The 3507-nt window shown below is 45.8% G+C and carries 4 protein-coding genes and 1 pseudogene; all 5 read left to right on the top strand.

Going from position 1 to position 3507, the window contains the following annotated elements; all coding sequences use genetic code 11:
* A pseudogene (locus SANK73390_RS18720) lies at positions 1-904 on the top strand (hypothetical protein); the annotation flags it as partial.
* 3 nt (positions 905-907) lie between these two features.
* Positions 908-2056 (top strand): ExeA family protein, encoded by a 1149-nt coding sequence (locus SANK73390_RS18715; protein ID WP_462767898.1) that lies wholly within the window; start codon positions 908-910, stop codon positions 2054-2056.
* Between the two features lie 2 nt (positions 2057-2058).
* Complete coding sequence (locus SANK73390_RS18710) at positions 2059-2421, top strand: hypothetical protein (protein WP_462766057.1); 363 nt, start codon at positions 2059-2061, stop codon at positions 2419-2421.
* A complete protein-coding gene (locus SANK73390_RS18705) occupies positions 2414-3088 on the top strand; it encodes a DUF7168 domain-containing protein (RefSeq protein WP_462767897.1) in 675 nt (224 codons plus the stop codon). The genes SANK73390_RS18710 and SANK73390_RS18705 overlap by 8 nt, the downstream gene beginning before the upstream one ends.
* An 8-nt stretch (positions 3089-3096) precedes the next feature.
* Positions 3097-3507 (top strand): DUF3164 family protein (locus SANK73390_RS18700; protein ID WP_462766055.1); only part of this gene is annotated, 411 nt, incomplete at its 3' end.

Raw genomic sequence — 3507 nt, 5'->3', positions numbered from 1 at the left:
TGTTAACAGTGTTGACGAGTTAAACGCGGCCGCGTGGGCATGGCAAGAGGCATACAACGCAGACAAGATTGACGAGCAAAACTGTAAGCATAGCCGCCATAAATTGCCGCGCTTAGATGTTTGGCTAATGATTTACCAGCCCGAATATAGGCACCGCTTGCGCCAGTTGCCCGACGAGCAAATATGCCGCTTGCTGCTCACTAAAGAAGGCGAAACCCGTAAGGTTAAAGGCGATTTAACTGTGACCTATCGCCACCCCGTTACTAAGTCGCAATTGGTGTATGACGTATCGGAGCTTGAACACATCCTCAACGGTATGACAGTTGACGTTAGCCCTGTAATTGTGGGCGAGTCACCTGATTTGATGGTGGGTGTAAAAACCCCCTTGGGCGATGTGGTGTATCACCAAGTTAAGCCGCTGGAGTTTGACGTTGCTGGGTTCCGCATTGATGCGCCAGTAATTGGCGAGCGCTACGCAAGCCATGCTGATAACGCCACGCAAAGCGCGGTGAAAGCCGCCGACAGGCTGGCATACCCGAACATGAGCGACGAAGAGATAGAGAAAGCCAAAAAAGCCAAAGCGGCACCGTTTAACGGCAAGTTGGTTACTCACTCTCATTTACAAGACGTTGAGCACGAAACGCGGATCACGCCCAAGGGCGAAACCATCCAGCCAGATAACCCAGTAGCTAAACAAATTAGTGAAGCACCAAAACGCAAAGGTAAGGTTTTAGACGAAATTGACCTGCGTATACAAGTGGCTGAGCGGTTGGGCCGCGCATTAAGACCAACAGAAGTTGAATGGCTGCAAAGCCTAGTAGTTGTTGAAACGGAATTAAATAACGTATTGGAGCAGTTGCACAACGGGATAGCGGAAACCCCAGTGTATAAGTTAGCGAGATAATCCGTGGCAAAACAAACCAAGCTCAGCGTTGTATTTGATGTACTGAGCATAAAACAAGCCCAAGTTGTAAGGGCACTGGCGGCCAAAGGACTCAAATTTAGCACAACCAGCCTGAGCCGTTTAAAAACACAAAACGAGTGGCCCAAACACTGTAAGCGGGCCGAGATTGAACAACATATTACAGAGTATTTACGGGCGCACGGCGCAACTGACGATCAGCTATCTGGTTTGTTTGGTTGGGATGAGCCAAAGCAACCAAGCAAACCAAAATCGGAGGAAGAAGAGATGAAGCAAGCCCAGCTAAAACCAGCAACTAAAGAGTTTTTTAAAATTAGACGAGACCCGTTTAATGACGAGTTTGAAAGCGAAGACGACTTCTTTTTGGTTGATTCACATTTGCAGGTTATTGAAGAGCTTTTGTCAGCAGCGAGAGCCAATTCAATGGTGACTGTTACGGGTGAAGTTGGCAGTGGTAAGTCGATGATCCGCCGTTTGTTTGAGCACAAAGTAAGGGAGGAGTTTTCTGAAATTACGATCATCTCCCCTAAGCGCATGAACAAGAAAAAGCTAACGTCGGATGATGTGTCTAGAGCGCTATGCCGTGAGCTAGGTATAAAAATCCCCAATAGCAGTGAATATAGAGATGATGAGATTGAAAGTACGCTTATAGAGCGCAGCCGTAGCGGTCACAGGCATCTATTGCTCATCGACCAAGGGCAGGATTTATCGACTGATTTGATCCGTGAACTTAAATGTTTGTGGGAGTTAACGTCTGGTTTTAAGCGTGTGATTGGTATTGTGTTGTTTGGTCAACCAGAGCTGAGAACAAAGATACAAGCACACAAAATGCGTGAATTTAGTATGCGAATACATGATATACGCATGAGGCCACTGAACATCGATGCTATTGCCTATATGAAGCATAAGTTTATACGCATTGGTGTAGACCCGATGAAAATTTTTACAGAAGAGGCATTGAGCGCAATACGTGGCAAGTGCTATGGCAAGGTTGGTAAAGGCGTTGGTTTTGATGATGAGAACTTAGACCAAACGTACCCACTGGCTATAAATGTATGGTTGGCGCATACCCTCAACGTAGCAGCAACGATAGGCACTCAACATATCGACGAAAAATTTGTACAGAGGGTTTAACCATGAGCGCACACGTAGAAATAACACTCACTGGCGTTGCGAACGTCAAGATCACAAAACAAGTCACGTTACCAAAAGCCGAAGCCGACAAGCTACTGGCCGACGACAGCAAAATGCAAGACATGCTGACGAGCAACAACGCGGTTGAGGTTAAAGACTGGGGCCAAGTATTCGGCAAAAAGCACCGGGAATTTGTGATCACAACCCCCGAACCTGGTTACTCATGTGCAAACCACCATTGTGGTTGGGTGGGTAATGAAAGCGACAAAGCAATGGTTTATGTGGGTGCTCAACTCAGCCCCGCGTGCCCCAAATGCAACTCAGTTAAGTTTTATAAAGTTCAGCAGGTGGTGCCCCGTGGATAAGCGTATTTTAGACAAAATCAAAAAGTGTTTGGCGCTGGCTAAGTCTGCAACGAACGAGAACGAAGCAGCCGCAGCTATGCGCCAAGCACAAGCATTGATGAATAAACACCGCATAAGTGCTGAAGATGTAGACATGAGCAACATTGAAGAACGCCGCTTTGCATTTGGTGTAAATCGAATTGTGAATTATCAAGCAAATTTATTGCATTTAATAAAGCGGGCATTTGGCGTTGAAGTGGTTATATCACGCAGTTTTACGGGTAGTGACGTTCGATTTATTGGAGTTACGCCACAGCCTGAACTGGCGGGCTATTGCTGGGAGGTGTTGTTTGCAAAATTAAAAACAGAGCGCAGCAATTACGTTAAAAAGCAGCCTAAGCAGTGTAAACGCGCCACTAAAGTGGCAAGAGGCGACCAATTTGCGCTGGGCTGGATTTATGCAGTAAGCCAGAAAGTTCATGATTTTGCGCTGAGCGAAAGCGAATCTGCATTAGTTAAAACATATAAAGCTAAGCATTACCCCGATTTAACAACAAAAGATGCTATGGAAAGGGGCAAAAAAGCGAATGTTGGCAATGCGATAAGTGACGGGTTTAGCGCAGGCAAAAAGCATTCAATCAATCGGCCAGTTAATGGTCAATCTCAACAAAAACTTTCAGTGCAGTAGGTGAAGTGATGGAACAAGAATTTTATACAAACAGAAGTGGTTACAAAGTCCCAGCCAGCAAAGTGAGCGACAACGACAAAGCGCAAAATACGCTGGTGTTAGAGCTGGTGCAGCGTGCAAAGCAGCTAAATGCAGAGCATGAGAATTTTAAACGCGGCGTGTATTCGCAAGTAAACGATTTTATTGCGGATATGGCCCATAGCTACAACGTTGAGATTGGCGGAGCCAAGGGCAACATTACTCTAACCTCGTTTGATGGCAAAAGCCGTGTAAAGGTTGGCGTTGCTGACGACATAAGTTTTGGCCCTGAAATCCTAATAGCAAAAGAGTTGTTTTTAGGTGTTGTTAATGGGTTGCTGGAAAAGCTAGACGATGAAGCCCAGCTAATAAAAGACATAGTAATGAATGCGTTTGAAACC

This window comes from Pseudoalteromonas sp. SANK 73390 (assembly GCF_054966645.1).
Note: the sequence above shows the minus strand (reverse complement) of the source record. Positions and strands in the feature narration are given on the sequence as shown.